This is a genomic window from Rathayibacter sp. AY1F8, from assembly GCF_002932165.1.
In the GTDB taxonomy this organism is placed as follows: Bacteria; Actinomycetota; Actinomycetes; order Actinomycetales; family Microbacteriaceae; genus Rathayibacter.
This window is the reverse complement of record NZ_PSVB01000011.1, coordinates 31,649-57,767: the sequence shown is the minus strand read 5'-3', so window position 1 is coordinate 57,767 and position 26,119 is coordinate 31,649. Positions and strand designations below refer to the sequence as shown.

Genomic DNA, 26,119 nt, shown 5'->3' with positions numbered 1-26,119 from the left:
GGTTATGTCGGACAAAAGCCGGCCGCTGGCCGTCGGCTCGACCAAGGACGCTCATGACACCGACCCTCCTCCCCGCCCTCCGCGCCGCCGCCGGGGACGCCCCCGCCACCACCGCCGGGCAGGGGCAGCTGATCCTCGCCGCCGTCGTCGGCATCGCCGTGATCGTCGTGCTGATCACCTGGCTGAAGCTGCACCCCTTCGTCTCCCTGCTGATCGGAGCGCTGACGACGGGCCTGATCGCGGGGCTGGCGGCGGCGGACGCGGTCGCCAGCTTCGCGCTGGGGTTCGGCAACACCATGGGCGGCGTCGGCATCCTCATCGGCCTCGGCGCGATGTACGGCAAGCTCCTCGCCGACTCGGGCGGCGCGGACCGCATCGTGGACACCCTCATCGCCCGCTCGAGCACTCGCGCGCTGCCCTGGATGATGGGCTTCGTCGGCGCGCTGATCGGGCTGCCGATGTTCTTCGAGGTCGGGCTCGTGCTGCTGATCCCGGTCGTGATCCTGGTCGCCCGCCGGAGCGGTCTGCCGCTGATGAAGGTGGCGATCCCGACGCTCGCCGGCCTCTCGGTGATGCACGGCCTCGTCCCGCCCCACCCCGGACCGCTGGTCGCGATCGACGCACTCGGCGCGAACCTCGGCGTGACCCTCGCGTTCGGCGTCCTGGTCGCGATCCCCACCGTCGTCGTCGCCGGCCCGCTCTTCGGCCGGGTCGCCGCCCGCTGGGCGCCGGTGGAGACGCCGCCGCTCTTCGGCGAGGGCGCGAGCGAGACGCGCGAGCACCGCCCGGGCTTCGCCGCCGCCGTCGCGAGCATCCTGCTGCCGGTCGTGCTGATGCTGGGCAAGGCGATCGCCGACATCGCGGCCCCGGGCTCCACGGACGCCTGGAAGGGCGCCCTCGACTTCCTCGGCACGCCGACCATCGCGCTGGGGATCGCGCTCCTGGCCGGTCTGGTCCTGCTCGGCCGCGGCGGCCGGATGAACCGCACCGAGCTGCAGGCCTCGCTCTCGAGCTCGCTGCCGCCGATCGCGGGCATCCTGCTCATCGTCGGCGCGGGCGGCGGTTTCAAGCAGGTCCTCGTCGACACCGGGATCGGCGGGGTGGTCGCCCAGCTCGCGGAGGGGAGCGGCGCCTCGGCGCTGCTGCTCGCCTGGCTCGTGGCCGTCGTGATCCGCGTCGCCACCGGCTCCGCGACCGTCGCCACCGTGACCGCCGCAGGGATCCTCCAGCCGCTGACCGAGACCATGGACGGGCCGATGGTCGCCCTCATGGTGCTCGCGATCGGCGCCGGCTCGGTGTTCCTGTCGCACGTCAACGACGCCGGGTTCTGGCTGGTGAAGGAGTACCTCGGGCTCAGCATCGGCCAGACGCTCAAGACCTGGACCGTGATGGAGTGCCTGGTCTCGGTGACCGGGCTCGCCGGGGTCCTCCTGATCGGTCTCTTCGTAGGAGGTATCTGATGACCGCTCTTCCCACCGTCCCCGTCCGCGCCGTCGTCGTCATGGGCGTCTCCGGCAGCGGCAAGTCGACCGTCGCGTCGCTCCTGGCGCGCCGACTGGGCTGGGAGTTCCTCGAGGGGGACGACCTGCACCCGCAGGCGAATGTCGACAAGATGCACGCCGGCATCCCGCTGACCGACGAGGACCGGGCGCCCTGGCTGGCCGAGATCGCCCGCGTGGTGGACCAGCGGATCGCCGCGGGCGGCTCGGTCGTCGTGACCTGCTCTGCCCTGCGCCGCCGCTACCGCGACGTCCTGCGCCGCGACGACCTCGTCTTCGCGCACCTCGCGGGATCGAGAGACCGTATCGCCGGGCGGCTCGCCTCGCGGGTCGGCCACTTCATGCCGACCACGCTGCTCGACTCGCAGTTCGAGGCGCTCGAGCCCCTCGGCGACGACGAGCTCTACGTCACGGTCGACGTGGGCGGCGCTCCGGAGGAGGAGATCGCCGAGATCCTCGGGGGGCTCGGCCTCGCGCCCGCGGGCGCCTAGAGCAGCAGCGACTCCACCGGCACGGCCGGGAGGTCGAAGGCCGCGGCGACGGCGGTGTTCGTCACCCGGCCGTCGTGGGTGCTCAGGCCGCGGGCGAGCGCCGGGTCGGCGGCCAGGGCGGCCCGCCACCCGCGGTCGGCCAGCGCGAGCGCGTAGGGGAGCGTCGCGTTGGTGAGCGCGCGGGTCGAGGTCTCGGGGACGGCGCCGGGCATGTTCGCGACGCAGTAGTAGACGCTCCGGTGCACGGGGAACACCGGGTCGTCGTGCGTGGTCGGACGCGAGCCCTCGAAGCAGCCGCCCTGGTCGATCGCGATGTCGACCAGCACCGAGCCCGGCTTCATCGTGGCGACCATCTCGTCGGTCACCAGCTTGGGCGCCTTGGCGCCCGGGATGAGGACGGATCCGATCACGAGGTCGGCGTCGGCCAGCTGCGCGGCGATCTCGTAGGCCGAGGAGGCGCGGGTCTGGATCGCGCCCTGGAAGCGGTTCTCGAGCTGCGCAAGGCGGGGGAGCGAGAGGTCGACGATCGTGACGTCGGCCCCCATGCCGAGGGCGTTCGCCGCGGCGTGCTCGCCGGCCGTGCCGCCGCCGATCACGACGACCTTCGCCTTCGGAGTGCCGGGGACCCCGCCGAGTAGCGTGCCCCGTCCGCCGACGGCACTCATGAGGTGGTAGGCGCCGACCGTGATCGACAGGCGCCCGGCGACCTCGCTCATCGGCGAGAGCAGCGGCAGCCGCCGGTCGTCCAGCTGGACCGTCTCGTAGGCGATGGAGGTCGTCCCCGCCGCGAGCAGCGCATCGGTGCACGGGCGGGAGGCGGCGAGGTGGAGGTAGGTGAAGAGCACCTGGTCGCGGCGCATCCGCGGGTACTCGGCCTCGATCGGCTCCTTGACCTTGAGGACCAGCTCGGACTCGCCCCAGACCTCGTCGGGCCCGTCGACGACGCGGGCGCCGGCGCGGCGGAAGTCGTCGTCCGACACGCGCGAGCCCAGGCCCGCGCCGGCCTCGACGAGGACCTCGTGGCCGCGGCGCACCAGCTCGTGGACGCCGGCCGGAGTGGCGGCGACCCGGTTCTCGTTGTTCTTGATCTCGGTGGGGATCCCGACGCGCACGGCGGCTCCTTCGCTGCGGCCCGCGGGGCGGGCGGTGGGCGCCGATCCTGCACCGGCTCTGCCCCCATCGTGCGAAGATCGTGCCCGGAGCGGAGGAACTCCGCAGGATCGGTCGGAAGTCACCGCACGGGCCGAAGGTTCGTCGGCGGAGTGAGGGAGCGGGCGCATGCCACCGAAGGATCTGCACGACCTCGACGACCTGGATCCGGTCGATCGGACCCTGGTGCGCCTCCTCCGCGCCGACGCGCGGACGCCCAACAGCCGGCTCGCCGAGCGCGCCGGCATCGCCCCGTCGACCTGCGTCGCACGCGTCCGGGGCCTCGTCGAGCGCGGCGTCATCACCGGCTTCACCGCCGAGCTCGACCCGGCGGCGCTCGGCCTGACCCTGCAGGCGCTGATCAGCGTCAGCATCCGCGTCGGCCAGCGCCAGGCGATCACGCGCTTCGCGGAGGAGATCCGCGCGCTGCCCGAGGTGGTGCAGGTGTTCTTCCTCGGCGGCTCGGAGGACTTCATCATCCACGTCGCGGTCCGCGACTCCAGCGACGTGCGGGACTTCGTGGTCTCGAACCTCTCGGCGAATCCGGCGGTGGCCTCGACGCGCACGAGCCTGGTGTTCGACCACCACCGCAAGGGCCCGGCGGTCCCCGAGTAGCGCGAGCCGGCGCGGCCCGAGCGGCCGCTCGGCCCGCGCCCGTCCCCCGGGGCTAGTGCGCCCCGGGGTTCACGTCGCCGCCCCCGCGCTGCATGAGTCCGGGGATGCGCTTGGCGAGCCCCGGGATCGCCTCGTCCGAGATCGAGATCCGCGTGTCGCGCAGGCGCTGGCGCAGCAGGGTCTCGACGTCCTCCTCCGGTCGCAGCTCGGCGTCGCCGGCGACCTGCAGCAGCACGCCGCGAAGCTTCTCGTCGAGCTGCGCGTCGTCGCTGCCGTGCTGGATCGGGTGGTCCTGGGATGCGTTCGTCATGCCTCCATGCTGGCACCGGCGACCCCGTGCCGAGAGGCCTTGCGCCGCGGCAGGATGGTCGCATGCCGTTCACCCGCGCCGAGCTCGCAGCGTTCCAGGACCGCACCGTCGAGGACCTGCTGGGCGACGACGTCCGGCTCCTCTTCGTCGGCATCAACCCGGGACTGTGGACCGCCGCCACCGGCGCGCACTTCGCCCACCCCGGCAACCGCTTCTACCCGGCGCTCGTCGCGGCCGGGATCCTCGAGCGCGCGCCGCGCGTGTCCGAGGGGATGGGCGCCGCGGACCGCGCGGAGCTCGTCTCCCGCGGCGTCGGCATCACCAATCTCGCCTCCCGGGCGACCGCCCGCGCCGACGAGCTGACCGCGGAGGAGCTGCGCGAGGGCGCTCAGCGGCTGGTCGCCACCGTGGGGCGGGTGCGGCCCCGGGCCGTCGCGGTCGTCGGCATCACCGCCTACCGGATCGCGTTCGGACGCCGCAGGGCGGTGCAGGGCAGGCAGGAGGAGGACGTGGCGGGCGCGCCGCTCTGGGTGCTGCCGAACCCGAGCGGCCTGAACGCGCACGACACCGTCGCCTCGCTCGGGCGCGCCTACCGCGAGCCGGCGCTCGAGGCGGGGATCGTCTCTTCCGACGCGCTCCTGCCCGGGGACGTCGGACCCCGCCCGCAGGAATAGCCGTCGACCCCCGGAGGTTGCAGAAGTCCATGAGTATGCATGAAGTCAAGTTCGGCGTCGACACGTTCGGCGACGTCACCGCCGGCCCCGACGGCGCCCCGCTGCCGCACGGCCAGGTCCTCCGCGACGTGGTCGAGGAGGGAGTCCTGGCCGACCGGGTCGGCATCGACTTCTTCGGGATCGGCGAGCACCACCGCGCCGACTTCGCCGTGAGCGCACCGGACGTCGTGCTCGCCGCCATCGCGGCCCGCACCGAGCGCATCCACCTCGGCTCCGCCGTGACGGTCCTCTCCTCGGACGACCCGGTGCGCGTCTACCAGCGCTTCGCCACCCTCGACGGACTCTCCGGCGGCCGGGCCGAGGTCATCCTCGGCCGCGGCTCCTTCACCGAGTCCTTCCCGCTCTTCGGCTACGACCTCGCGCAGTACGAGGTCCTCTTCGAGGAGAAGCTCGACCTCTTCCACGCCCTGATCCAGGGCGGCCCGGTCACCTGGCAGGGCACGACCCGCCCCGCGCTCACCGAGCAGAGCGTCTACCCGACCCTCGACAACGGCACCCTCCGCACCTGGATCGGCGTCGGCGGCAGCCCCGAGTCGGTCGTCCGCGCCGCCCGGTACGGCTTCCCGCTCGTCCTGGCGATCATCGGCGGCTCGCCGGCCCGCTTCCGCCCCTACGTCGACCTCTTCGGCCGCGCGCTCGACCAGCTCGAGCAGCCCCGCCTCCCGGTCGCCGTGCACTCGCCCGGCTTCGTCGCCGACACCGACGAGGAGGCGCGCGAGCTGTACTTCCCGCACCACAAGGCGATGATGGACGCCATCGGCCGCGAGCGCGGCTGGTCCCCGATGACCCGCGAGCGCTTCGAGGAGGAGGCCGGCCCCGACGGCGCCATCCACCTCGGCTCGCCCGAGACGGTCGCCCGGAAGATCGCGCGAACGGTCGAGGCCCTGGGCATCGACCGCTTCGACCTCAAGTACAGCGCCGGGACGCTGCCGCACCCGGCGATCATGCGCAACATCGAGCTCTACGGCACGCAGGTCATCCCGCGGGTGCGCGAGCTGCTCGCGCACTGACCCCCGCCGGGCGCCCATTCCCCCGCTGGGCGCTCGGCGCGTTCCGAGCCGACGCGGTGCGCGCTCCCACCGGGCGCCCGGCCCGCGTCGATACACTCGGAACCCCCCGCCCCGACCCTCCCGGAAGCACATGCCCGACAGCCACGCCGCCCGCACCCCCTACGAGGTGCTGGGCGTCGCCGCCACCGCGTCCGACGACGAGCTCCGCCGGGCGTACCGGCTCCGCCTCCGCGAGACCCATCCGGACACGGGAGGCGACGCCGCGTCGTTCCACGCGGTGCAGCTCGCCTGGGAGCGGATCGGCAGCGCCTCCGCCCGCGGCGACTACGACCGAGGCGCTCCCGCCCCCGGGAGGTCCTCCCCGCAGTCGCCGTACACCGGCTCACCGCGCCCGCAGACCGCCTCGGCCGTGCGCGCCCGCTCCTACGGTCACCCGGGAGGCGCGGCGCGCGAGTACTACCTGCGCCTGGTGCGCGAGTGGCTCGGCCGCGGCGTCGAGACCGAGGACCCCTTCGACCCGGCGATCGTCCGCTCCGCTCCTCGCGAGGTCCGCTCCTGGCTCGCGAAGGCTCAGGCCGAGGAGGCGACGGCCGCGCTCGTCGGCGCGCTCGGCATCGCCTACACGATCTGGAACGACGTCGCGGTCGGCGACGGCGGGCTCAAGATCGACCACCTCGTGCTCGGGCCGGCCGGCCTGCTCGCGCTGACCTCCGCCGACTGGGGCGACCCGGTCCGCCTGAGGAAGGGCGAGCTCGAGGGCCCCGGGATCGCCGAGGACGAGAAGCCGATCGCCTCGCTCGCGAAGGCCGCGCGCCGTCTCGGCCGCGAGCTGGGCGTCCGCTTCTCGACGAGCGTCGTGGTCGTGCCGGACGACGCGCTGGAGCAGCCGTTCGAGCAGGTCGAGCGCGGCAGGCACCAGGGCGCCGTCGTCATCCGCCGCTCGCTGCTGCCGCAGCTGCTGCGCTCCGGCACGGACGACCCGCGGCTCGGCGGGTACGGCGAGTCGTTCGAGGTCCGCACCCGGGTGCAGAACCGCATCCGCTTCGTCTGACGCCGCGCTAGCCGCCGCTCGCAACCGGGGCAAGGGGTTAGCGCGCATCCGGCGCCCCGCCCACCATGGGACGTGCCCCCGGGCATCCCACGACGAGCGGAACGAGGACGGACCATGGTGCGATTCGGATACACCCTGATGACCGAGCAGAGCGGACCCAAGCAGCTGGTGGGCTACGCGGTCGACGCCGAGAGGCTCGGCTTCGAGTTCGCAGTCTCGAGCGACCACTACTCGCCGTGGCTGACCGAGCAGGGGCACGCCTCCTACGCCTGGACGCTGCTCGGAGCGGTCGCGCAGGCCACGTCGACCATCGACCTCACGACCTACGTCACCGCGCCGACCATCCGCTACCACCCGGCCGTGGTGGCGCAGAAGGCCGCGACGCTCGCGATCCTCTCCGACGACCGCTTCACGCTCGGCCTCGGCTCGGGCGAGAACCTCAACGAGCACGTCGTCGGCGAGGGCTGGCCCTCGGTCGCCGTGCGCCAGGACATGCTCGAGGAGGCCGTCCACCTCATCCGCGAGCTGCACACCGGCGAGTTGGTGACCTGGGAGGGCGAGTACTTCCGCGTCGACTCCGCCCGCATCTGGGACCTGCCGGACACGCCGGTCGAGATCGGCCTGGCGGTCTCGGGGGAGAAGTCGATCGCCCGCTTCGCGCCGATCGGCGACCACCTCATCACGACCGAGCCCGACGCCGAGCTGATCTCGCAGTGGACCGCGGTCCGCGGTGCGGACGCCGCCCCCTCGCGCACGATCGGCCAGATCCCGATCTGCTGGGCGCCGGACAAGGAGCAGGGAGTGGCGCTGGCCCACGAGCAGTTCCGCTGGTTCGCCGGCGGCTGGGCGGTCAACTCCGATCTGCCGACCCCCGCCGGCTTCGCCGGAGCGAGCCAGTTCGTGCGCCCGGAGGACGTCGCCGAGCAGATCGCCTGCGGCCCCGACCTCGACGAGCTCGCCCAGAGCTTCGTGCCCTACATCGAGGCGGGCTTCACCGACATCGCCCTCGTCCAGGTCGGCGACGAGCTGCAGCAGCGGTTCCTCGACGAGGCGGCGGAGGGGCTCCTGGAGCGCCTGCGCGCGCTCGCCCCCTGAGGCCGCTGCCGGGTCGCGCGGTCAGAATCCGCGGAGGCGCTCGATGTCGCGCCGGTCGCGCTTCGTCGGGCGGCCCGCTCCGCGGTCACGGACGATCACGCCCGGCGCGGACTCCCGGGGCGGCGGCGGGGGTGTCCGGTCCTCCATGCACTCGGCGGCCACCGGCGCACCGACCCGCTTGACCACGAGTCCGCGGACGATCAGCTCCCGGTCGAAGCCGCCGATCCGGGCGCGGACCTCGTCGCCGACCCGCACGGTCTGCGCCGCCTTGGCCCGCTCGCCGTTGACCCGGATGTGGCCGGCCCGGGCCGCGGTCGTCGCGGCGGAGCGCGTCTTGTAGATGCGCACCGCCCAGAGCCACGCGTCCACCCGCACGGCACCGGTCACCGGGATCTGCATCCCCCCAGTCTACGAACGGCGCCCGCTCGCCACCCACCCCGCGGTCCTACACTGGCCGCCGACAAGGAGGTTCCCATGAACCGAGACGACAGCATCTACACCGGAGCGGACGACGCGCTGCGGAGCAGCGACGACCGCATGGTCGCGGCGAACGACAGCTCCGGAGCCGGCGGAACCCGCGGCGACGTCGGCATGAGCACGACGAGCGGCGAGGGCACCGGGGTCCCCACCCGCGGCGCGCCCCCGCAGAGCGGATCCCCGTCCGAGCTGCGCCCCACCGGCTTCCCGCACGCGGGCCTGGAGTTCTCGCTCGTGCCGTCCGGGCACGAGGAGTGGCGGATCGAGCACCCGGGCGGTCGCACCGTCGGCGTCCTCGCCGTCATCTCGCACGCGGGCGAGGAGTCGGAGGCCGTGTTCGTCACGCGCCGCGTCGGCTCCGAGGACGCCGTGGCCGAGGGCACCGACTGGCGCGGCATCGTGTCGGCCGTGATCAACGACGAGGCGGCGGACGAGCGCGAGCCGGTCCAGCTCGACCCCACCGTCGAGCACGTCCGCGGCGGACTGATCAGCCGCGGCCCCGCGGACGTCGACGGCCTCTCCTGAGCCCTCTCTCCTCCGGGACGCCGTCCGCGCTCGGCGCGGGGCGTCCCAGGGAGAGGATCGGAGTCTCAGCGGGCGAGCAGCGCGGCGTTGATCCGGGCCGAGAGGTCGGCGTCGACGCGGCGGTCGGTCCCGTCGACGGCGCGGACGGGAGCGGCGTTGCGCGCGCTCGAGACCAGCCACGCCGCGTCCGCCGCCTCCAGATCGCCCGAGCGCAGCGGACGCACCGCCGTCCCGAGGCCGAGGCCCGGCGCGAGCGCGAACAGGTCGGCCTGCGTGGTGCCGGGCAGCAGCCCAAGGCTCGGCGGAGGAGTCACGAGCTCCCCGCCCGTCAGCAGCACGAGGTTCGAGGTCGGCCCCTCGAGCAGGTAGCCGTCGCTCGACACGAACAGGGCGTCGTCGGCACCGCGCCGGGCGGCCTCCCGCGCGGCCGCACGGTTCACCGCGTACGAGAGCGTCTTCGCGCCGGCGAGCAGCCAGGGGGACGTCGACTGCACGTCCGAGCGCAGCCCGCGGTCCAGGAGCACCACGCGCACGCCGTCGCGGCGGGCCGGGCCGAAGTCCGGGCTGGTCTGGACGAAGACGACGCCGGTGGGCCGCCCGCCGCCCTCGACGCCGCGGGTCAGGATCGTCTTCACCATCGCCTCGGCGACGGGCGGGTGCGCGGCCACCGCCGCTCCGATCGCCTCGAGCCAGGCGGGCCGGTCCGGCCGGGGCAGGTCGAGCATCCGGGCCGAGCGCTCGAAGCGGTCCAGGTGCGCGTCGAGCGCCTGCAGCCGTCCGTCGACCAGGTTGATCGTCTCGAACACGCCGTCGCCGCGGGTGAAGCCGAGGTCGGTGACGTCCAGATCGCCGCGCCCGCTCGGATCGATGCGGTGCGCGGGACCTCCCGGCGAGTGCGCCTCGGCGTCGAGGGAGGGTCGGTCGAGCACGACGAGGGTCTCAGCGGGCATGGGCGGTGCGGTCCTTCCGGGAGCGGCGGCGGGGGGAGAAGCGGAGCAGCGCGATCGTCAGCAGGGCGCCGATCAGGGAGCCGCTGCCGTTCGAGACGAGGTCCTGCACGTCGGAGACGCGGGTCGGCAGCCACAGCAGCTGCGCGGTCTCGACGGCCGCCGACACCCCGAGCCCGATGGCGGCGGCCCACAGGCGGCGCCCCGCCGGCAGTTGCGCGGCGATCAGCGCACCGAGCGGCACGAAGAGCAGCACGTTCGCGGTGAACTCCGCCACGTCGAAGTCGAACCAGCCGGTGAGCGGCGTGGAGGCGAGGAACGCGATGAGCCCGCGGATCAGCGCGTTGGGCTCCCCGGCCGGGTAGGGCGCGGGCGTCAGCGTGATCAGGGCGATCAGCGCGAGCCAGGCGAGCGTCGCGAGGCGGAGAGGTCTCGAGCGGCGCATCGTCCGATTCTGCCAGCCCGTCGGGGTCGGGCGCGGCGGGCGCGGTGTGGGAGGCTGGAGGGCATGACCAGCGAGGACCCCGGCGCGGACGCCGTGCTCCCGCGCCACCCCTTCGACGCGTCGCTCGGCGACGGCTGGGTCGAGATCGGCGACGGACGCCGCTTCTGGGGACGCTTCGGCGCCGCCGGCCTCCTCCTGCGCGATCCGTCGGGACGCGTCCTGCTCCAGCACCGCGTCAGCTGGAGCCACTTCGGGGACACCTGGGGGCTGCCCGGCGGCGCCCGTCACCCCGAGGAGACGGCCTTCGAGGCGGCCCTCCGGGAGTCGGAGGAGGAGGCGGGCGTCCCCGCCGACCTGATCCTGCCCGTGCTCTCCAGCGTCGTCGTGATCGGACCGTGGAGCTACTCCACAGTCCTGGCCGAGTCCCGCGAGCACTTCACTCCCCGCATCAGCGACGCCGAGAGCACCGAGCTGCGCTGGGTCGCCCCCGACGAGGTCGACTCCCTGCCGCTGCACCCGGGCTTCGGAGCGGCCTGGCCGGGCCTGCGCGCGCTCGGCTCCTCGATCCCGGTGCTCGTCGTGGACGCCGCCAACGTGGTCGGCTCACGCCCCGACGGCTGGTGGCGCGACCGAGCCGGCGCCGCGGAGCGCCTCCTCGCCTCCCTGGCCCGCCTCGCGGAGGCCGGCGTTCCCGGCCGTCTCCTGGGGATCGACGCCGACACGGTCTGGCCGCGCATCGCCGTGGTGCTCGAGGGAGCGGCGCGCGCCGCCCGTCCGGAGCCGGGCGCTCTCATGGAGCGGCTGACGGTCCACGCGGCCGACGGCTCGGGCGACGACGCGATCGTCGAGCTGGTCGGCGCGCTCGAGACCGCGGTCGTCGTGACGGCCGACCGTGGACTGGCCGCCCGCGTCGAGGCGCTCGGGGCCGCCGTGGTCGGTCCGAGGTCGCTGCTCGACCTCCTCGATCCCGCCCGGGAATAGGCCGCGGGGGCACCCGGTTGCATCCCCCATGGCTACGACTGCGATGACCCTCGACTCCCACGACCAGACGATCGCCGACGGCATCGTCCTCATCGACTTCTGGGCCGACTGGTGCGGCCCGTGCAAGCAGTTCGCTCCGGTCTTCGAGGCCACGAGCGAGAAGAACGCCGACATCACCTTCGCGAAGGTCGACACGGAGGACCAGCAGCAGCTCGCCGCGAGCTACGGCATCTCCTCCATCCCCACCCTCGTGGTGTACCGCGACGGGATCCCGCTGATGGCTCAGCCCGGCGCCCTGCCCGCCCCCGCGCTCGACAACCTGATCGAGCAGGTCCGCGGCCTCGACATGGTCGAGGTGCGCCGTCAGTACGAGGAGGCGAAGGCCGCTCAGGAGGCCGGCGTCGCCCCGCAGGCCTGATCCGCCCGGCGCCTCGACCCGCTCCGCAGGCGGGAGGCGCCCGCAGACGCACGAGAACCCCCGGCAGCCGTGAGGCCGCCGGGGGTTCCGTCGTTCCGAGCCGGGATCAGCCGGTGTTCTGCAGACCCGCCGCGACTCCGTTGACCGCGAGCAGGAGCAGCCGCTGGTTCTGCTCCGTCCCGGATCCGCCCGGGTCGGTGCGGAGCGCCTTCAGTGCGCGCAGCTGCAGGAGCGAGAGCGCGTTGACGTACGGGGTGCGCAGGCGCACGGCACGGCCGAGCACGCGGTGGCCCGTGAGCAGGCTCTCCTCGCCGGTGATCGAGAGCACCCACCGGCGGGTGAGCGCCATCTCGTCGAGCACGAGTCCGGCGAGGTCGTCGCGGGAGTCGAGGGCGAGGTAGCGGCGGGCGATGCCCTCGTCGGTCTTCGCGAGCGACATCTCGACGTTGTCGACCATCGTCGTGAACAGCGGCCAGGAGGCGTAGGCCTCGCGGAGCAGGTCGAGGTCGCCGACGGCCTCGAGCGCGCTGCCAAGCCCGAACCAGCCGGTCAGGTTGACGCGGGCCTGGGTCCAGGCGAAGACCCACGGGATCGCTCGCAGGTCCTCGAGCGACTCGACCGAGAGGCCGCGGCGGGCCGGACGCGAGCCGAGGGCGAGCAGGCCCACCTCCTCCTGCGGGGTGACCCGGGCGAACCACGGCGCGAAGCCGTCGGCCTTCACGAGCTCGAAGAAGCGGCGGCGCGACTCGCGGTCCATCGTCGCCGCCACCTCGGCGAAGCGCTCCGCGGCGCCCGCGTTGCGCTCGCCGACCGCGGGGGAGGAGGCGAGCAGCGTCGCTCCCGCCACCTGCTCGATGTGCCGGGTGGCGATGTCCGGGTTGCCGTAGCGGGCGAAGATGACCTCGCCCTGCTCCGTCAGCTTGAAGCGGCCGTCCACCGATCCGGGCGGCTGCGCGAGGACGGCCCGGTTGGCCGGCCCGCCGCCGCGGCCGAGCGCTCCGCCGCGCCCGTGGAACAGCGTGAGCACGATGCCCTCGTCGGCCGCCCACTGCGCGATGCGCGCCTGCGCGTCGTAGAGCGCGAGCGTCGCCGAGACCGGTCCGACGTCCTTCGACGAGTCGGAGTAGCCGAGCATCACCTCGAGCCGGTTGCCGGTGGCCGCGAGGCGCGCCTGCACCTGGGGGAGGCGGATCATCTCGGCGAGGATGTCGGTCGAGGCGTCGAGGTCGGCGAAGGTCTCGAAGAGCGGGACCGCGTCGATGATCGGCGGCTTGCCGTCGGTCGCCGCCTCGGCCAGTTCGAAGACCGTCCGCAGGTCGTCGGCCGACTGCGTGAAGGAGACGATGTACCGCCTCGCCGCGTCGGTGCCGAAGCGCTCCTGGACCTTCGCGATCGCCCGGAACACCGACAGGACCTCGAGGCCGCGCTCGTCGAGCTCCTCGCCGGCGCGGATCGCGGCGATCGTCTCGCGGTGCACCTTCGAGTGCTGGCGCACCTCGATCTCGGCGAGGTGGAAGCCGAAGGTCTCGAGCTGCCAGACGAAGTCCTGGAGGTCGCCGTAGGCGGCGCGGACGTCCTCGGCCTCGACCAGGGACTCCTGGAGGGTGCGCAGCTCGGCCAGCAGCTCGGCGGCGGCGGAGTAGGCCAGCGGCCCCTCGGACCGGGTCGCGGCCAGGCGCTCGGCCGCGAAGAGCAGGACGCGGCGGTGCGCCTCGTTGGGCGAGCGCTCGGCGATGTCGGCGGCGAGCTCGGGAGCCCGCTCGACGCAGGAGGCCCAGAGCGCCTCGACGGCGGCCGACGGGGGAGTGGTCGACGCGTCGAGGGTCAGCGCGCGGCCCACGCGGCGGGCGACCCGCTCGAGGCCCATGAGGACGTGCTCGGAGGCGATGTCCACCGCAGCGAGGGTCGTCTCGGCGGTGACGAAGGGATTGCCGTCGCGGTCGCCGCCGATCCAGGTGCCCAGGCGGACGAAGGCCGGTGCGACCGGAGCCCGGGTGCCCGAGCCCTCGCCGAGCAGAGCGTCGTCGAGGCGGCGGTAGACGCGGGGGAGCACCGAGAACAGCGACTCGTCGAAGACGCTCATCGCGGTGCGCACCTCGTCGAGGGGAGTGGGCTTGGACTCGCGCAGCGGAGCGGTGCGCCACAGCGTGTCGACCTCGGCCAGCAGCTTGCGGCGGATCTCCACCAGCACGACGCCGCCCATGCGCGGGTCGTCGCGCTGCTCGAGCAGGTCGCTGATGCGGCGGATGGTCGAGGCCACTGCGCGGCGGCGCGCCTCGGTCGGGTGCGCCGTGAGGACCGGGCGGAACTCCAGTCGGGACAGGCGCGCGAACGCCTCGTCCTCCCCGAGCTCCCCGGTCAGCCGGCGCATCGAGGCGAGGATCGAGTCCTCGGGCGACTGCGCGCCGGCGTCGGCCTCGCGCCGGCGCAGCACGCGGACGCGGTGGAACTCCTCCGCCACGTTGACGAGGTGGAAGTAGCAGGTGAACGCCCGGGCGACCTCCTCGGCGCGCTCGAGCGTGAGCGAGGCGACGAACTCCTCCGCCTCCGCGGTCCCGGCGGCGTCGCCGCTGTCGTAGGCGCTGATCGTGAGCGCGCGCAGGCGCTCCACGTCCTCGTAGAGGGAGGGCTCGCCCGACTCGCGGAGCACCTGGCCGAGCAGCTCGCCCAGCAGGTGGACGTCGGCGCGGATCCTCTCGTCGAGCGGAGGCGCGGTCGTCCCGTCGGCGGAGGAGGGGGCGGTGGCGGAGGCGGGTGCTGCGGTCGCGGCGGACGCGTCGGAGAACGGATGCACGGGAGAGACCTTAGCGGCGGTGCGTATCAAGCACATGACGCCTGCGTCACGATCCGAACTGGAATGATCGAGGGGTGACCGTGACAACCGCACCCCCCGCTCCCGCCGTCCAGACCGAGCAGGCGGCACCCCATGTCGTCGTGCTGTTCGGCGCCGTCGGCGACCTGGCCCGGCGCAAGCTCATCCCGGGGATGGCCCACCTCGCGCTCTCCTCCCTCGCACCGGACCTGCAGATCGTCGGCACCTCGCTCGAGGAGCACGACGACGCCTCGTTCCGCGCCTTCGCGAAGCTGGCCTACGACGAGTTCGGGAGCCGCTCCCTGACGCCGGCGCAGTGGGACGAGTTCGCGTCCAAGCTCCGCTACGTCCCGCAGTCCGCCGGTCCGGCCGCGCTGGCCGCCGCCGTGACCGACGCCGAGGCGGTCCTCGGCCCGGACGTGAGCCGGCTGCACTACCTCAGCGTCCCGCCCAGGGCAGCTCTCTCCGTCGTGCGGATGCTCGCCGAGGCCGGGCTGGTCGAGCGCTCGCGGATCATCATGGAGAAGCCGTTCGGCGTCGACCTCGAGAGCGCGGTCGTCCTCAACGCGGAGCTCCACGAGACCTTCAGCGAGGAGCAGATCTTCCGGATCGACCACTTCCTCGGCAAGGAGCCGGCGCAGAACATCCTCGCCTTCCGCTTCGCCAACGGCCTCTTCGAGCCCATCTGGAACCGCAACTTCATCGATCACGTCCAGATCGACATCCCCGAGCGCCTCACGCTCGACCGTCGCGCCGAGTTCTACGAGTCCACCGGCGCGTACAAGGACATGGTCGTCACCCACCTCTTCCAGGTGCTGGCGTTCATGGCGATGGAGCCGCCGACCGCGCTGGAGCCCCAGGCCATCAGCGAGGAGAAGAACAAGGTCTTCCGCTCGATGCGTCCGCTGAACCCCGAGAACGTGGTGCGCGGCCAGTACATCGGCTACCGCGACGAGCCGGGCGTCGCCGCCGACTCCGAGACCGACACCTTCGTCGCGCTGAAGTGCGAGATCGACAACTGGCGCTGGGCGGGAGTGCCGTTCTACCTCCGCACCGGCAAGCGGATGGCCGAGGGTCAGCGCATCATCTCGATCGCGTTCCGCGAGCCCCCGAAGAGCATGTTCCCGCAGGGCTCCGGAGTCGGTGCCCACGGCCCGGACCACCTCACCTTCGACCTGGCGGACGCCTCGAAGGTCTCGCTCTCGTTCTACGGGAAGCGCCCCGGTCCCGGCATGCGGCTCGACAAGCTGAGCATGCAGTTCGCGCTCCAGGAGACCGACCGCGCGGGCGACGCGCTCGAGGCCTACGAGCGCCTGATCCTCGACGCGATGCGCGGAGACCACACGCTGTTCACCACCGCGGAGGGCATCGAGCGGCTCTGGGAGGTCTCCGCGCCGCTCCTGCAGGATCCGCCGCCCGTCCGTCTCTACGCGCCCGGCTCCTGGGGGCCGAACGCGATCCACCAGCTGATCGCGCCGCACGCCTGGCGCCTGCCGTTCGAGCGGGTCTGGCGCGACAAGCGCTGACCACGCCGCCGTGCGCCCCGCCTAGGCTGGGCGCATGGCGCGCACCGGTGAGGACCGGATCTGGACGGTCCCGAACGTCCTCAGCATGGTGCGTCTCGCGCTGGTGCCGGTGTTCCTCGTGCTCGTGGTCCTCGGCGAGGACGCGCTCGCGCTCCTGACCCTCGTCGTCTCGAGCCTCACCGACTACCTCGACGGCTGGATCGCGCGCCGCTTCGACCAGATGACGCGCCTCGGCCGCGTCCTCGATCCGGCCGCCGACCGCCTCTACATCTTCGCCACCGTCCTGGGCCTCGCGGCCCGCGGACTGGTGCCCTGGTGGCTGGTCGCCGTGCTGCTCGCCCGCGACCTGATGCTCGTGGTCCTGGCGGTCGTCCTGGCGAACAACGGCTACGGACCGCTTCCCGTGCACCACCTGGGGAAATTCGCGACCTTCTGCCTCTTCTACGCGCTCCCGCTGATCATGCTGGGGCAGGCGTTCCCGGCCCTCGCGCCCGCCTCGCTCCCCATCGCCTGGGCCTTCGCGCTGTGGGGCGCATTCCTCTACTGGTGGGCCGGGATCGTCTACGCCGTCCAGACGCGGGACCTCGTCCTGGGGGTCCGCACAGGTGCTCAGGGGTCCGACGAGGGTCACGATTCGGATACGCTGACCTGATAGGAGGTACGTCTTGGTCGAGCCCGTCGGTGGAGCATCATCCGCCCAGCACAATTCCGTTCCCGGTGAGCCGTCGACGGAGACGACTCTGACGTTCACCGACGACATCGGTGCCCAGCTCGCCGCTCTCGACAACCGCGCGTCCCGCGAGGAGGCCGAGGCCGTCGGGGCTCTGCCCTCGGGATCCGCGCTGCTGGTCGTGCGCCGCGGACCGAACACCGGCGCCCGCTTCCTCCTCGACACCGACTCCACGACGGTCGGCCGTCACCCCGACGCGGGCATCTTCCTCGACGACGTCACGGTCTCGCGCCGGCACGCCGAGTTCGTCCGCCGCGGCACGGCGTTCGAGGTCCACGACCTCGGCTCCCTGAACGGCACCTACTTCGACGGGGTCCGGATCGAGTCCGCGATCCTCACCGACGGCTCCGAGGTGCAGGTCGGCAAGTTCCGACTCACCTTCTACGCGTCCCGCGCCGACCTCGTCGCCGCTCCGGACGCGTGAGCCGTGGGCCGCTCCTCCGCGCGCGCCCTCCCCACCGGCTCCGCCGCTCTGCTGAGCATCGGGCAGGTGCTGGCCAGGCTGACCAGTGAGTTCCCGGACGTCACCCCGTCCAAGCTGCGCTTCCTCGAGGAGCAGGGGCTCGTCTCGCCGGCCCGCACCGACTCCGGCTACCGCAAGTTCTCGGGCTCCGACGTCGAGCGGCTCCGGATGATCCTCGCTCTGCAGCGCGACCACTACCTCCCCCTCAAGGTCATCCGCGGATACCTCGACGACATCGACGCCGGACGCGAGCCCGCCCTGCCGGCCGGTGTCGGGGGTCCGAGCGCCTCGCTCCTCGGCCCCGCCACGCGGTTGACCCGCGAGGGCCTCGCGGCCGAGTCCGGTGCCACGCCCGCTCTCGTCCAGGAGGCCATCGCCGCCGGGCTCGTGCGGGGCGGCGACGTGTTCGGGGACGAGGCCGTGACGACGCTCAAGGCGCTCGTCGACCTCGGCCGATCCGGTATCGAGCCCCGCCATCTCCGACCGCTCCGCGTCGCCGTCGAGCGCGAGATGTCGCTCATCGAGAGCGTCGTCGCCTCCAGCGCCCGCCGCGGGGAGGCGTCCGGCTCCGCCGGCGCTGCCGAGAACGCGGTGGGGCTCGCGACCCAGCTGGGCACGATCCGCGGGGCGATGGTGCGCAGCGCCCTCTCGCGGATCGCCCGCTCGTGAGGGCCGCGCCGCCGGCCGTCGGGCGGCCCGTGCGACACGCCGCGGCGCCGAGGCCGATGTCGTTTACTCGGCCTGCGCCGGTCGGTACGGTAGGGAGCGCGTTCGGAGGATCCGGCGTCCGGATCCGAGAGGCACAGGGATGAGAGAAGTCAGCCGCGACGTCAGCGGCCAGCGCGACCTCGTCCTGTTCACCGACGGACTGCCCGAGCTTGACGCCGACGCGGGCTACCGCGGGGCCGTCGCGGCGCGCGCCGCGGGGATCACCTACCGGCAGCTCGACTACTGGGCGCGGACCGAGCTCGTCGAGCCCACCGTGCGCGGCGCGTCCGGCTCCGGAACGCAGCGCCTCTACGGCTTCCGCGACATCCTCGTGCTGAAGCTGGTCAAGCGCCTGCTCGACACCGGGATCTCGCTCCAGCAGATCCGCACGGCGGTCAACCAGCTCCGCGAGTCCGGGGTCGACGACCTCGCCCAGACGACCCTGATGAGCGACGGCGCGAGCGTCTACCTCTGCACCTCGAACGACGAGGTCATCGACCTGCTCAGCCGCGGCCAGGGCGTCTTCGGCATCGCCGTCGGCAAGGTCCTCCGCGAAGTCGAGTCGAGCCTCGTCGAGCTCGACCATCAGTCGGTCGACCCGGGCGACGAGCTCGCCCAGCGCCGCGCCTCCCGCCGCGTCGGCTGACCGCCCACCCCTCGCGGGTCGGCCGCGGCCCCGGGGACTCCGGGGTCTCCTCCGCGCGCTCAGCTGATCAGGAGCGGACCTGCCTGCAGCCGTGCTGAGCGGGCAACGGGCGGCACCAGAGTCTCACCGAGCTGGTCGAATGGCGGGCCCCGCCCGCGTGATCCGTCCGCCGGACGCGAGCTCCCCGCCGATCACGCCCGCTAGCATGCGGGTCCGATGACGGGCTCCGTCCGTGTCCCGCCCTGCGGATCCGACGATGGGCTCCGCCCGCGCATCGAGAGTCCGCGCTGAACTCCGACGCCGAGCGTCCGCCGGCGCCGTCCCTGGCACTCCTCGGGCACCGAACATCGCCCGCGTCCCGAGACCTCGAGCCGGAGAAGTCCGGCGGACCCGCCGGCCCTAGGTCGCGGCGGGGACCTGCTCGCCGATGCGACCGGTGCGGATCACGCGGTCGAGCAGCAGGTCGAAGTTGTGCGCCATCTCCTGAGCGCTCTCCCCGGGCCAGACATGCACGGGCTTCGCCGCGCCCTGCGCCTGCTGGAGGGAGGTGCGCTCCGGGAGCTGCGGGCTGAGCACGAGCGGTCCGAACATGTCGCGCAGCTCCTTGATCCGGAACTGGTGCTCCAGCGACTGGACGCGGGCGCGATTGACGATGATGCCCAGCGGCTGGAGGCGCGGACTGAGTCCGCGGCGGATCTCCTCGATCGCCCGGAGCGCTCGGTCGGCGGCGGCCACCGAGAACAGGCCCGGCTCCGTGACGACGGCGACGCGGTCGCTCGCGGCCCACGCCGTGCGGGTCAGGGCGTTGAGCGAGGGGGCGCAGTCGATCAGCACGAGGTCGTAGTCGGCCTCGACGCTCGCGAGGGCCTCCTCGAGCTTCCAAATGTCGCGGATGCTGGGGTGCGGCCCGTCGAAGTTGATCGCGGAGGGGCTGCCGATCAGCACGTCGATCGTGCCGTGGTGCTCCTTGGTCCAGCCGGAGGGGGCGATCGCCGAGCGGACGATCTTCTCCTTCGGCGACGTCAGGACGTCGGCGATGTTGAGGTGGCCGGCGACGTTGATGTCCATTCCGGTCGACACGTCGGACTGGGGATCGAGGTCGACGACCAGCGTTCGCAGGCCCTTCGAGAACGCCGCGGATGCAAGGCCGAGCGTCACCGTGGTCTTGCCGACGCCGCCCTTGAGGGAGCTCACGCTGAGTACATGCATGGCTGACTACTTTACGTTCCTCCGGGCGGCAGAACCTAACCGTTCGCTGCACGCGCCGTCTGCGCCGCCTCCGGAAGCGGGCCGCACTAGCAGTCGGAGCGCGCTCCGACCAAGCCGCCCGGCGCGATCCGGGCCCGCCGGTACACTCGTCCTGAGCGGAAGGAGGCTCGTTCGCATGGATGAGCGCAACGACGAACAGCCCGACACCGGCACCGGTCCCACGCCGCGGACCGCCATGGACGCGGCTCGGGAATCGGGTCAGTACTCCCCGCGAGCGAGCGACACCGCTCCGACCCTCCTGCCCGACGGCGTGCGGATCACCCCGCCCGGCCCGCGGCGCCGCTCCACCGCCCCCGCTCCGGTCGAGGACGAGGACGCGATCGACGTCGGCCGCCTCGGCCTGCCGCCCTCGCGCTCGCACGCTCTCGTGCCCCCGGAGCCGAGTCCTGCTCCGACCCCCTCACCGGCTCCCGCTCACCCGTCCGGCGCGAACGGACCGGTCTCGGCGGGGATCCCCGCCCGAGCGGAGTCCGCCGAGAAGCCCGCGGCGTCCGAGTCCGCGGGGGAGCCCGCCGCCGTCCCCACGCGCCGCGACCGCCTCCGCGCCGAGTCCTCGAGCGCCGCTCCCGCCCCGTCCGCGCCGAGCGCCGCCGTCCCCGAGTCGGCGTCGATGCTCACCCCGGACAGGCTCCTGGAGGTCAACCGCAAGACCCGTCCCGCTCCCACGGGCGGCTGGCACCGCTTCCTCTACGGCCTGACCTTCCACACGGTCAACCTCGGCGACTCCGCGAAGGTGAAGGCGTGGAAGGCGATGGACGAGCGGATCGGCCGGCAGTTCGAGGGCGGCACCCGCTTCGTCCCGGTCATGACCCGCAAGGGCGGCGTCGGCAAGACCACGGTCACGACGCTCCTGGGCATGGCCCTCGCCGACGCGCGCGAGGACCGCATCATCGCGGTCGACGCGAACCCCGACCGCGGCACCCTGGCCGAGCGCGTCCCCAAGCAGACGCGGGCGACCGTCCGCGACGTCGTGAACCGCGCGGCCGGCGTGACCGGGTTCACCGAGTTCTCGACGATGGTCTCCCGCGACGAGACCCGCCTCGACGTCCTCGCCTCCGACACCGACCCGCAGCTCTCCGAGGCCTTCGACGAGGACGACTACAACGTGGTCGCCGACCTGGTCGAGCGCTTCTACTCGATCATGCTCACCGACTGCGGCACGGGCATCGTGCACTCGGTGATGCGGCCCACGCTGCAGCGCGCCGACACGGTGGTGATCGTCTCGGGCGGCAGCGTCGACGAGGCCCGCCTGGCCTCCGAGACCCTCACCTGGCTGGACGCGAACGGCTACGGCGCCCTGGTGCGCAACGCGGTCGTCGCGCTCAACACGGCGACGCAGGGCACGAGCCTGGTGAAGCTGGAGGAGATCGAGTCGCACTTCCGCTCCCGCGTCCGCGACATCGTCCGGATCCCCTACGACCCGGTGCTCGCCGCCGGCTCCGTGGTGAAGTGGGAGCAGCTGCGCGAGGGCACGAAGGACGCCGCGCGCCTGCTCGCCGCGCTCGTGGTCGAGGGCATGCCGGTCCGACGTGTCTGAGCCCCGGGCTTCCGGGGCGGCGTCCGCCGCGCACCAGGACCGCACCGACGGGCCCGACGCGTCCACCGACGCCTTCGACCTGATCGTCATCGGGGCCGGCTCCGGCAACTCGATCGTCGGTCCGGAGTTCGACGGCCTGCGGGTCGCGATCCTCGACGACGGGGAGTGGTTCGGCGGCACCTGCCTCAACGCCGGCTGCATCCCGACCAAGATGTTCGTCCACGTCGCCGACGTGGTCACCGACGTCGACCAGGGCGGCCCGATCGGCGTCCACTCCCGCCTCCGCCGCCCCGAGTGGGCCGAGGTGCGCAACCGGGTGTTCGGCCGGATCGACGCGATCAGCGAGGGCGGTTTCGAGTACCGCGATCAGCGCTCCCCGAACGTGACCGTCCTCCGCGAGAGCTTCGGCTTCGAGTCGCTCGGAGACGGCGACCGCCCGCACGTCCTCGTCAGCGCCAGCGGTGCCCGCATCAGTGCGCCGCAGGTGGTCGTGGCCGCCGGTTCGCGGCCCAGGCCGCTCCTCGCCGCGTACGAGCCGGACCCCCGCATCCAGGACTCCTCCTCCGTCATGCGGCTCGACGAGCTCCCCGAGCGGATGCTGATCCTCGGCGGCGGCGCGGTAGCCGTCGAGTTCGCCCACGTCTTCTCCTCCTTCGGCACGGCCGTGACCGTCGCCGTCCGCGGCGACCGCCTCCTCCGCGCCCTCGACGAGGACGTCTCGCGCCGGTTCACCGGGATCGCCGCCGAGCGGTACACGGTGCTCACCGGAGTGAGCGCCGAGAGCGTCGACGCCCGCCCTGACGGGCTCCGCGTCGCCCTCAGCGACGGCACGACGGTCGAGACCGACCTGCTCCTCGTCGCCCTCGGCCGCGACCCCAACAGCGACACGGTCGCCGCCGCCTCCGTCGGGATCGATCTGCACGAGGACGGCCGGATCAGCGTCGACCCCGAGCAGCGCGTCCTCTCCGGCGGACGCCCCGTGCCCGGCCTCTTCGCCCTCGGCGACGTGTCGTCCCGCTGGCAGCTCAAGCACGTCGCCAACCACGAGGCGCGCCTCGTGGCGCACAACCTCCTGCACCCGGGCGAGATGCTCTCCGACACCCTCTCGCCGGTGCCCGGCGCGATCTTCGCCCACCCGCAGATCGCCCACTTCGGGCTCACCGCGGCCGAAGCGCGGGACCAGGGCCTGGACGTCGTCACCGTCACCCAGGAGTACGGCTCCACCGCCTTCGGCTGGGCGCTCGAGGACGACTCCAGCGCCTGCCTCCTGGTCGTCGGACTCGACGGCGCCCTCCTCGGCGCGCACATCATCGGGCCGCAGGCCAGTATCCTCATTCAGCCGCTCGTCCAGGCCGCCAGCGCCGGCACCGGCATCCGCGGACTCGCCCGCAGCCAGTACTGGCCGCACCCCGCAGCGAGCGAAGTCGTCGAGAACGCCCTCCTGAGCGCGGAGGAGGCCCTGAGGGAGCGCACCACATGACCGAACGCCAGATCCGCATCTTCGGGGACCCGGTGCTGAAGACCCCGTCCACGACCATCGAGACGGTCGACGCCGGCGTCCGCGGCCTCGTCGAGGACCTCGTCGACAGCGTCCGCCCGCCCGGACGCGCCGGCGTCGCAGCCCCCCAGATCGGCGTCAACCTCCGCGCCTTCAGCTACAACGTCGACGGCGTCATCGGCTACATCCTCAACCCCGAGATCATCGAGCTCAGCGGAGACCCGCAACCGGTCGACGAGGGCTGCCTCTCCGTCCCGAACCTCTGGTACCCCGCGATCCGCTACCCGCACGCGAAGGTCCGCGGCACCGACCTCGACGGCAACGAGATCGTCCTCGAAGGCGACGGCCTCATGGCCCAGGCCCTCCAGCACGAATGCGACCACCTCGACGGACGCCTCTACCTCGACCGCCTCTCCCAGGACGACCGCCGCGCCGCCATGAAGGCCGTCCGGGAATCCGACTGGTTCTGAGTTGGATTCCGAGCCGGTCCTTGCCCGGCTCGGCGCGGTCGGCTTTTCGAGGTGGGCGCGTTCGGTGGAGCGTCCTGCGTTCCGCCGACGGGAAAGCGCTGGGACGCGCTTTCCCGGATACGGCTGTGTCGAGGGGGGGGCCGGTCCCTGCCCGGCCCGGCGCGGTCGGCTCAGCGAGGTGGGGGCGTTCCGTGGAGCGTCGTGCGTTCCGCCGACGGTGAAGCGCTGGCACGCGCTTCACCGGATACGGCTGCGTTGAGGGGGGAGCCGGTCCCTGCCCGGCTCGGCGCGGTCGGCTCAGCGAGGTGGGGGCGTTCCGTAGAGCGTCGTGCGTTCCGCCGACGGGAAAGCGCTGGGACGCGCTTTCCCGGATACGGCTGTGTTGGTGGGGAGCCGGTCCTTGCCCGGCTCCACGCAGTCGGCCGCTCGAGGTGGGCGCGTTCCATGGAGCGTCGTGCGTTCCGCCGACGGTGAAGCGCTGGCACGCGCTTCACCGGATACGGCTGTGTTGAGGGGGAGCCGGTCCTTGCCCGGCTCCGCGCGGTCGGCTTTTCGAGGTGGGCGCGTTCTGTGGAGCGTCGTGCGTTCCGCCGACGGGAAAGCGCTGGGACGCGCTTTCCCGGATACGGCTGTGTTGAGGGGGAGCCGGTCCTTGCCCGGCTCCGCGCGGTCGGCCTTTCGAGGTGGGCGCGTTCTGTGGAGCGTCGTGCGTTCCGCCGACGGGAAAGCGCTGGGACGCGCTGTCCCGGAGGCGGCTGCGATCGGGACGGCCTGCTGGTGACGGCGGGAGAGCGCGGGGTCAGCGGAGGGAGATGCCCTCGGTGGCGGGGGCGGCGGAGTAGACGGCGGCGATGGTGTCGGCGAAGTCGGCGAGGATGACGTTTCGCTTGATGCTCATCTTCGGAGTCAGGTGACCGCTCGCCTCCGTGAACTCGGTCGGGAGGATCACGAACTTCCGGATCGACTCGGCGCGGGACACGCGCTCGTTCGCCGCATCGACGGCCCGCTGCACCTCGGCCAGAACGACCGGGTTCACGGCCGCGTCCTCGAGTGAGAGGCCCTTGTCCTGCCCGTTGTTGGCGAGCCACGTCGGCAGCATCTCGGAGTCGAGCGTGACCAGAGCGGCGATGAACGGGCGCTGATCGCCGACGACGACGACCTGGCCGACCAGCGGGTTCGCGCGGATCGGATCCTCCAGCGCCGCCGGAGCGACGTTCTTGCCGCCGGCGGTGACGATGATCTCCTTCTTCCGCCCGGTGACGCGCAGGTACCCGTCCTCGTCCAGAGTTCCGAGGTCGCCCGTGCGGAACCACTCGCCGTCGAACGACTCGGCCGTCGCCGCCTCGTTGTTCCAGTAGCCGCCGAAGACGTCGATGCCGCGCACCTGGATCTCGCCGTCGCCCGCGATCCGGATCGAGACGCCGGGCATCGCCGGGCCCACCGAGCCGATCTTGAAACGCTCGGTGCGGTTGACCGTGGCGGGCGCCGTCGTCTCCGTGAGGCCGTAGCCCTCGAGGATCTTGATGCCGAGGCTGTGGAAGAAGTGCCCGAGCCGGTCTCCCAGCGGCGCCGAGCCGGACACGGCGAAGCGGACGTTCCCGCCCATGGCGGTGCGCAGCTTCGAGTACACGAGCCGGTCGAAGAGGAGGAACTGCAGCTTCAGCGCAAGCGGCACCGAGCCCGCCTCGAGCGCCATCGAGTGGGCGACGGCGACGTCGGCCGCGCGGCGGAAGATCTTCCCCTTCCCCCCGGCCTCGGCCTTCTGCTCCGCGGAGTTGTAGACCTTCTCGAACACGCGCGGCACGGCCAGGAGGAACGTCGGCTTGAAGGACGCGAGCGAGGGGAGCAGCTGCCTGGTGTCGGCCTGGTGCCCCACCTTCACCCCGCCGTGCACGCAGAGGATCGCGATGAAGCGGGCGAACACGTGCGCCGTGGTGATGAACAGCAGCGTCGACGCGCCGGGCTGGTGGATCAGCTCCGTCAGGGCGACCGCCGAGTTGCGGCTGAGCTCGACGAAGTTCGAGTGCCGGATGATGCAGCCCTTGGGGCGGCCGGTGGAGCCGGAGGTGTAGATGATCGTCGCGATGTCGGTGCCGGTCGCCAGCGAGCGGCGGCGCTCGATCTCGGCGTCCGGCACGTCGACGCCGCGCGCGACGAGCTTGTCCAGATCGCCCAGCCCGATCTGCCAGGCGAGTCGGACCTCGGGAAGGTCGGCGCGGATCTCGTCGAAGCGGGCGAAGTGCTCGGGAGTCTCGACGATCACGGCGTGCGCGCCGGAGTCGGTGAGGTTCCACTGCACCTGCGCGGGGGAGGAGGTCTCGTACACCGGGACGAGGATCCCGCCGGCGAACCAGACGGCGAAGTCGATCAGCGTCCACTCGTAGCGCGTCTTGCAGATCAGCCCGACCTTCTCGCCCGGCTCGAGGCCGGCGGCGACGAAGCCCTTCGCGAGGGCCGTGACCTGGTCGAGGAACTCCTGCGCCGTCACATCGCGCCAGCCGTCGCCGTCGGGCAGCGCGAAGAGCGGGCGATCGGGCGTCTCGCGGACGCGGTCCAGCAGGAGGGCGGTCGTGTTGGCCTGGGGATCGGCCGGAACCACCAGGGGGGAATCGAACTGGTCCACGGCAACTCCTTCGGTACCTGAATGAACGTCGTCTCCACCCTACCGGCGCGGCGCAAGCTGTGGATCCGTTCAGGGTAACGATCCAGGGGT

26 protein-coding genes are annotated in these 26,119 nt (G+C 72.8%); 18 read left to right on the top strand and 8 right to left on the bottom strand.

The genetic code is table 11. The features are described from left to right. The first annotated feature begins 53 nt into the window (after window positions 1–53). Both C5C35_RS09905 and C5C35_RS09900 read left to right on the top strand, forming a co-directional pair. The gene (locus tag C5C35_RS09905; RefSeq protein WP_104233363.1) at window positions 54–1,460 is read left to right on the top strand and encodes a GntP family permease; all 1,407 of its coding nucleotides are present in this window, start codon (window positions 54–56) and stop codon (window positions 1,458–1,460) included. Beyond that, on the top strand, window positions 1,460–1,990 hold the full coding sequence (locus C5C35_RS09900) for a gluconokinase (RefSeq protein ID WP_104233362.1): 531 nt from the start codon (window positions 1,460–1,462) through the stop codon (window positions 1,988–1,990). Before C5C35_RS09905 ends, C5C35_RS09900 begins: the two co-directional genes overlap by 1 nt. On the opposite strand, the gene ald is transcribed toward C5C35_RS09900, so the two are convergent. Further along, the gene (gene ald, locus C5C35_RS09895; RefSeq protein ID WP_104233361.1) at window positions 1,987–3,102 is read right to left on the bottom strand and encodes an alanine dehydrogenase; all 1,116 of its coding nucleotides are present in this window, start codon (window positions 3,100–3,102) and stop codon (window positions 1,987–1,989) included. The genes C5C35_RS09900 and ald overlap by 4 nt on opposite strands. Window positions 3,103–3,268: 166 nt before the next feature. On the opposite strand from ald, the gene C5C35_RS09890 reads away from it, so the two are divergent. Continuing rightward, window positions 3,269–3,754 (top strand): Lrp/AsnC family transcriptional regulator, encoded by a 486-nt coding sequence (locus C5C35_RS09890; protein ID WP_104222560.1) that lies wholly within the window; start codon window positions 3,269–3,271, stop codon window positions 3,752–3,754. Between the two features lie 52 nt (window positions 3,755–3,806). On the opposite strand, the gene C5C35_RS09885 is transcribed toward C5C35_RS09890, so the two are convergent. Next, window positions 3,807–4,064 (bottom strand): hypothetical protein, encoded by a 258-nt coding sequence (locus C5C35_RS09885; protein ID WP_104222561.1) that lies wholly within the window; start codon window positions 4,062–4,064, stop codon window positions 3,807–3,809. 62 nt (window positions 4,065–4,126) lie between these two features. Between C5C35_RS09885 and C5C35_RS09880 the strand changes: the two genes are divergently transcribed. The 4 genes from C5C35_RS09880 (at window position 4,127) to C5C35_RS09865 (ending at window position 7,954) form a co-directional block, all read left to right on the top strand. Then, window positions 4,127–4,738: a mismatch-specific DNA-glycosylase gene (locus C5C35_RS09880; protein ID WP_104257309.1), complete on the top strand. Its 612-nt coding sequence runs from the start codon at window positions 4,127–4,129 to the stop codon at window positions 4,736–4,738. A gap of 35 nt (window positions 4,739–4,773) precedes the next feature. After that, on the top strand, window positions 4,774–5,808 hold the full coding sequence (locus C5C35_RS09875) for an LLM class flavin-dependent oxidoreductase (protein ID WP_104225389.1): 1,035 nt from the start codon (window positions 4,774–4,776) through the stop codon (window positions 5,806–5,808). Window positions 5,809–5,938: 130 nt separating this feature from the next. Then, window positions 5,939–6,859: a J domain-containing protein gene (locus tag C5C35_RS09870; RefSeq protein ID WP_104222564.1), complete on the top strand. Its 921-nt coding sequence runs from the start codon at window positions 5,939–5,941 to the stop codon at window positions 6,857–6,859. Window positions 6,860–6,973: 114 nt separating this feature from the next. Next, complete coding sequence (locus C5C35_RS09865; protein ID WP_104222565.1) at window positions 6,974–7,954, top strand: TIGR03557 family F420-dependent LLM class oxidoreductase; 981 nt, start codon at window positions 6,974–6,976, stop codon at window positions 7,952–7,954. Window positions 7,955–7,975: 21 nt separating this feature from the next. On the opposite strand, the gene C5C35_RS09860 is transcribed toward C5C35_RS09865, so the two are convergent. Beyond that, on the bottom strand, window positions 7,976–8,353 hold the full coding sequence (locus C5C35_RS09860) for an RNA-binding S4 domain-containing protein (protein ID WP_181027140.1): 378 nt from the start codon (window positions 8,351–8,353) through the stop codon (window positions 7,976–7,978). 75 nt (window positions 8,354–8,428) lie between these two features. On the opposite strand from C5C35_RS09860, the gene C5C35_RS09855 reads away from it, so the two are divergent. Continuing rightward, window positions 8,429–8,956 carry a hypothetical protein gene (locus C5C35_RS09855; protein ID WP_104263028.1) on the top strand — a complete coding sequence of 176 codons (528 nt, stop codon included), beginning with the start codon at window positions 8,429–8,431 and terminating at the stop codon, window positions 8,954–8,956. A gap of 65 nt (window positions 8,957–9,021) precedes the next feature. On the opposite strand, the gene C5C35_RS09850 is transcribed toward C5C35_RS09855, so the two are convergent. Both C5C35_RS09850 and C5C35_RS09845 read right to left on the bottom strand, forming a co-directional pair. Beyond that, window positions 9,022–9,906 carry an aminotransferase class IV gene (locus C5C35_RS09850; RefSeq protein WP_104247151.1) on the bottom strand — a complete coding sequence of 295 codons (885 nt, stop codon included), beginning with the start codon at window positions 9,904–9,906 and terminating at the stop codon, window positions 9,022–9,024. Further along, window positions 9,896–10,348 carry a VanZ family protein gene (locus C5C35_RS09845; RefSeq protein WP_104263027.1) on the bottom strand — a complete coding sequence of 151 codons (453 nt, stop codon included), beginning with the start codon at window positions 10,346–10,348 and terminating at the stop codon, window positions 9,896–9,898. Before C5C35_RS09845 ends, C5C35_RS09850 begins: the two co-directional genes overlap by 11 nt. Before the next feature lie 63 nt (window positions 10,349–10,411). Here C5C35_RS09845 and C5C35_RS09840 point away from each other — a divergent pair, with 63 nt between their 5' ends. Together C5C35_RS09840 and trxA are read left to right on the top strand one after the other, a co-directional pair. Continuing rightward, window positions 10,412–11,329, top strand: coding sequence for an NUDIX domain-containing protein (locus tag C5C35_RS09840; RefSeq protein ID WP_104250743.1), 918 nt, complete (start codon window positions 10,412–10,414; stop codon window positions 11,327–11,329). A gap of 28 nt (window positions 11,330–11,357) precedes the next feature. Beyond that, window positions 11,358–11,747: a thioredoxin gene (trxA, locus tag C5C35_RS09835; RefSeq protein ID WP_104222570.1), complete on the top strand. Its 390-nt coding sequence runs from the start codon at window positions 11,358–11,360 to the stop codon at window positions 11,745–11,747. A 106-nt stretch (window positions 11,748–11,853) separates the two neighbouring features. Here the strand turns inward: trxA and C5C35_RS09830 are convergent, their stop codons facing one another. After that, on the bottom strand, window positions 11,854–14,577 hold the full coding sequence (locus C5C35_RS09830) for a phosphoenolpyruvate carboxylase (protein WP_104263026.1): 2,724 nt from the start codon (window positions 14,575–14,577) through the stop codon (window positions 11,854–11,856). Between the two features lie 44 nt (window positions 14,578–14,621). Between C5C35_RS09830 and zwf the strand changes: the two genes are divergently transcribed. The 5 genes from zwf to C5C35_RS09805 all read left to right on the top strand — a co-directional run bounded on the left by zwf (window position 14,622) and on the right by C5C35_RS09805 (window position 18,632). Beyond that, on the top strand, window positions 14,622–16,085 hold the full coding sequence (gene zwf, locus C5C35_RS09825) for a glucose-6-phosphate dehydrogenase (protein ID WP_104225448.1): 1,464 nt from the start codon (window positions 14,622–14,624) through the stop codon (window positions 16,083–16,085). Between the two features lie 34 nt (window positions 16,086–16,119). After that, window positions 16,120–16,737: a CDP-alcohol phosphatidyltransferase family protein gene (locus C5C35_RS09820; protein WP_104222572.1), complete on the top strand. Its 618-nt coding sequence runs from the start codon at window positions 16,120–16,122 to the stop codon at window positions 16,735–16,737. Between the two features lie 13 nt (window positions 16,738–16,750). Next, on the top strand, window positions 16,751–17,239 hold the full coding sequence (locus C5C35_RS09815) for an FHA domain-containing protein (protein ID WP_104222573.1): 489 nt from the start codon (window positions 16,751–16,753) through the stop codon (window positions 17,237–17,239). 3 nt (window positions 17,240–17,242) lie between these two features. Further along, window positions 17,243–17,947 carry a MerR family transcriptional regulator gene (locus tag C5C35_RS09810; protein ID WP_104222574.1) on the top strand — a complete coding sequence of 235 codons (705 nt, stop codon included), beginning with the start codon at window positions 17,243–17,245 and terminating at the stop codon, window positions 17,945–17,947. Between the two features lie 139 nt (window positions 17,948–18,086). Beyond that, window positions 18,087–18,632 (top strand): MerR family transcriptional regulator, encoded by a 546-nt coding sequence (locus C5C35_RS09805; protein WP_104222575.1) that lies wholly within the window; start codon window positions 18,087–18,089, stop codon window positions 18,630–18,632. Between the two features lie 399 nt (window positions 18,633–19,031). On the opposite strand, the gene C5C35_RS09800 is transcribed toward C5C35_RS09805, so the two are convergent. Further along, window positions 19,032–19,841, bottom strand: a complete 810-nt coding sequence (locus C5C35_RS09800) for a ParA family protein (RefSeq protein WP_104222576.1) — start codon at window positions 19,839–19,841, stop codon at window positions 19,032–19,034. Window positions 19,842–20,016: 175 nt separating this feature from the next. On the opposite strand from C5C35_RS09800, the gene C5C35_RS09795 reads away from it, so the two are divergent. Genes C5C35_RS09795 through def form a run of 3 tightly spaced genes read left to right on the top strand, consistent with a single transcriptional unit; the run spans window position 20,017 to window position 23,406 of the window. Next, complete coding sequence (locus C5C35_RS09795; RefSeq protein ID WP_258059940.1) at window positions 20,017–21,438, top strand: MinD/ParA family protein; 1,422 nt, start codon at window positions 20,017–20,019, stop codon at window positions 21,436–21,438. Beyond that, a complete protein-coding gene (locus C5C35_RS09790) occupies window positions 21,431–22,918 on the top strand; it encodes a mycothione reductase (protein ID WP_104257313.1) in 1,488 nt (495 codons plus the stop codon). Before C5C35_RS09795 ends, C5C35_RS09790 begins: the two co-directional genes overlap by 8 nt. Continuing rightward, entirely contained in the window at window positions 22,915–23,406 is a 492-nt protein-coding gene (gene def, locus C5C35_RS09785; RefSeq protein ID WP_104222578.1) for a peptide deformylase, read from the top strand. Before C5C35_RS09790 ends, def begins: the two co-directional genes overlap by 4 nt. A gap of 799 nt (window positions 23,407–24,205) precedes the next feature. Here the strand turns inward: def and C5C35_RS09780 are convergent. Then, window positions 24,206–26,029, bottom strand: a complete 1,824-nt coding sequence (locus C5C35_RS09780; RefSeq protein ID WP_104257314.1) for a long-chain fatty acid--CoA ligase — start codon at window positions 26,027–26,029, stop codon at window positions 24,206–24,208. Window positions 26,030–26,119 lie beyond the last annotated feature (90 nt).

What these genes read in the sequence shown, in the direction of transcription:
- def (WP_104222578.1), top strand. Translation starts at nt 22,915, where the DNA reads ATGACCGAACGCCAGATCCGCATCTTCGGGGACCCGGTGCTGAAGACC.
- C5C35_RS09900 (WP_104233362.1), top strand. Translation starts at nt 1,460, where the DNA reads ATGACCGCTCTTCCCACCGTCCCCGTCCGCGCCGTCGTCGTCATGGGC.
- C5C35_RS09845 (WP_104263027.1), bottom strand. Translation starts at nt 10,348, where the DNA reads ATGCGCCGCTCGAGACCTCTCCGCCTCGCGACGCTCGCCTGGCTCGCG.
- C5C35_RS09890 (WP_104222560.1), top strand. Translation starts at nt 3,269, where the DNA reads ATGCCACCGAAGGATCTGCACGACCTCGACGACCTGGATCCGGTCGAT.
- C5C35_RS09885 (WP_104222561.1), bottom strand. Translation starts at nt 4,064, where the DNA reads ATGACGAACGCATCCCAGGACCACCCGATCCAGCACGGCAGCGACGAC.
- C5C35_RS09805 (WP_104222575.1), top strand. Translation starts at nt 18,087, where the DNA reads ATGAGAGAAGTCAGCCGCGACGTCAGCGGCCAGCGCGACCTCGTCCTG.
- C5C35_RS09840 (WP_104250743.1), top strand. Translation starts at nt 10,412, where the DNA reads ATGACCAGCGAGGACCCCGGCGCGGACGCCGTGCTCCCGCGCCACCCC.
- C5C35_RS09905 (WP_104233363.1), top strand. Translation starts at nt 54, where the DNA reads ATGACACCGACCCTCCTCCCCGCCCTCCGCGCCGCCGCCGGGGACGCC.
- C5C35_RS09820 (WP_104222572.1), top strand. Translation starts at nt 16,120, where the DNA reads ATGGCGCGCACCGGTGAGGACCGGATCTGGACGGTCCCGAACGTCCTC.
- C5C35_RS09875 (WP_104225389.1), top strand. Translation starts at nt 4,774, where the DNA reads ATGCATGAAGTCAAGTTCGGCGTCGACACGTTCGGCGACGTCACCGCC.
- C5C35_RS09865 (WP_104222565.1), top strand. Translation starts at nt 6,974, where the DNA reads ATGGTGCGATTCGGATACACCCTGATGACCGAGCAGAGCGGACCCAAG.
- C5C35_RS09880 (WP_104257309.1), top strand. Translation starts at nt 4,127, where the DNA reads ATGCCGTTCACCCGCGCCGAGCTCGCAGCGTTCCAGGACCGCACCGTC.
- C5C35_RS09860 (WP_181027140.1), bottom strand. Translation starts at nt 8,353, where the DNA reads ATGCAGATCCCGGTGACCGGTGCCGTGCGGGTGGACGCGTGGCTCTGG.
- C5C35_RS09795 (WP_258059940.1), top strand. Translation starts at nt 20,017, where the DNA reads ATGGATGAGCGCAACGACGAACAGCCCGACACCGGCACCGGTCCCACG.
- C5C35_RS09850 (WP_104247151.1), bottom strand. Translation starts at nt 9,906, where the DNA reads ATGCCCGCTGAGACCCTCGTCGTGCTCGACCGACCCTCCCTCGACGCC.
- C5C35_RS09855 (WP_104263028.1), top strand. Translation starts at nt 8,429, where the DNA reads ATGAACCGAGACGACAGCATCTACACCGGAGCGGACGACGCGCTGCGG.
- C5C35_RS09830 (WP_104263026.1), bottom strand. Translation starts at nt 14,577, where the DNA reads ATGTGCTTGATACGCACCGCCGCTAAGGTCTCTCCCGTGCATCCGTTC.
- C5C35_RS09800 (WP_104222576.1), bottom strand. Translation starts at nt 19,841, where the DNA reads ATGCATGTACTCAGCGTGAGCTCCCTCAAGGGCGGCGTCGGCAAGACC.
- trxA (WP_104222570.1), top strand. Translation starts at nt 11,358, where the DNA reads ATGGCTACGACTGCGATGACCCTCGACTCCCACGACCAGACGATCGCC.
- C5C35_RS09870 (WP_104222564.1), top strand. Translation starts at nt 5,939, where the DNA reads ATGCCCGACAGCCACGCCGCCCGCACCCCCTACGAGGTGCTGGGCGTC.